General features: G+C 55.5%; 1 protein-coding gene and 1 pseudogene. One reads left to right on the top strand and one right to left on the bottom strand.

The window, feature by feature from the left end; all coding sequences use genetic code 11:
* Window positions 1–88: 88 nt before the first annotated feature.
* Window positions 89–844, bottom strand: coding sequence for a hypothetical protein (locus IE269_RS42670; RefSeq protein WP_189828761.1), 756 nt, complete (start codon window positions 842–844; stop codon window positions 89–91).
* A 537-nt stretch (window positions 845–1,381) separates the two neighbouring features.
* Here IE269_RS42670 and IE269_RS43675 point away from each other — a divergent pair.
* Window positions 1,382–1,489: pseudogene (locus IE269_RS43675) on the top strand (IS5/IS1182 family transposase); the annotation flags it as partial.

Genomic DNA, 1,489 nt, shown 5'->3' on the forward strand with positions numbered 1-1,489 from the left:
TCAACCTGCCCGCACCCGGCCCAACAAAGCGCAACAGCCCACCAGTTGACCTGACGAGCCGTCACGAAATTTCGAGGTTAGGCTGGCTCTAATTCGAAGACCTAATAGCTTCCAGCTCTGCTTTAAGATCTCTAAACTCCCGAGATAAAATCAGGTCAGGGACTTTGAGCATACTGAGAACCTCATTGGAATTTCTCACCTGACACCGCCTTTCCTTGTCATCATTCGCGCTCTCAGAGAATGGGCGAGTGGTGTAATCTCCTTCGATTGCAGCGATCGGATTGGTCTCTACCTTTTCTCCGGAGTCACGCTCTAGCGCTATCTTGAATATCCCGAGCCAGGGCATCTCTTCATACTCATATTCCGGGCCAAGCGATATGAGGAATTTCTCGTACATATTCGGTCGAATCTCGTGAGTCAACTCGTGTGTCACCGTAAATGGCACCTTGTGATAGCCACTCCCCTTCTGCAAAGGCTGATCCCAGGGTATCTTCACCTGATATTCGGCGGTTACCGAAAGGGGGCCTCCAGCCGGCGAACAGACGTCTGGGTGCCCAGATGCCTGGAAGGTCACCATTAATCTGGAGATGAATGATGGAGACTCTTCAAGATTGCGGACCGTAATCTCCACGTGAACTCCCCTTGCGGATGCCGGTGGCCTCTGGGGAATACCCGCATCCTCCTCCCCAATCACTTCCGCAGGAACCTTCACCGCAAATGCCGATACCTTTGCGATCTCAAGACCTGCTTTCTTAACCTCTCCTTCCCTGGTTAAGTCATTGGCCTCAGATGCTACGAAAACCGCCATGAATGCAGCAATGGCTCCCACTATGCCGAAGATCACTGTGGAATAAAACCCGAAAAGAACCCCCCAGTCCTCCAATGTTCGGCCGCGGTGTGCAGCAGCTACACGCCTAATGGCACGCCTCCCGAGGGAGGCGTGAGGCACCGGGGGTGCAGGAGGGATTGCGCCACCCGTGCTTCCCAAAGGACTGGAAGGTTGCGTGGGGCCAGAGCTATTCATGGTACCAACTTCACATCTAGCTAGGCAGAGTACCCAAGAGTCACCTTAGATGTGTTACTCCTGATTAGGGAAGGCTGCGAACCCATACCTCCTGCCTGGGAAAGGTAAGGGTGTTCCGTGAGTGCTGGAACCTGATCTTCAAGGACACCGGGACGGCCACTGCCACGAAACTTGTCGACTCGGCGTTCGAGAACTGCACCACGACGCGATCCGACGGCTCGACACCCTCCACAACCCCGGCTGACCATGGCGGGCCGTCAGGAAAGATCGAGGCTAACCGGCGCTTACTGATCGTTTCAGAATGAGTTTGGTTCTGGGGCTTGGCAGTTGAGGTGTCCGGACGGCACAGTTCTGTCTGTGCCGGATGATCTTGTGCCTGATGACTTGTGGGAGCGGGTAGCGCCGTTGTTGCCGCCGTGTCCTGCGCGGCGGTATCGCTATCCGGGCCGGTTGCCGGCGGATGAC

This window comes from Streptomyces spiroverticillatus, assembly GCA_014650415.1.
Taxonomy (GTDB): Bacteria; Actinomycetota; Actinomycetes; order Streptomycetales; family Streptomycetaceae; genus Streptomyces; species Streptomyces spiroverticillatus.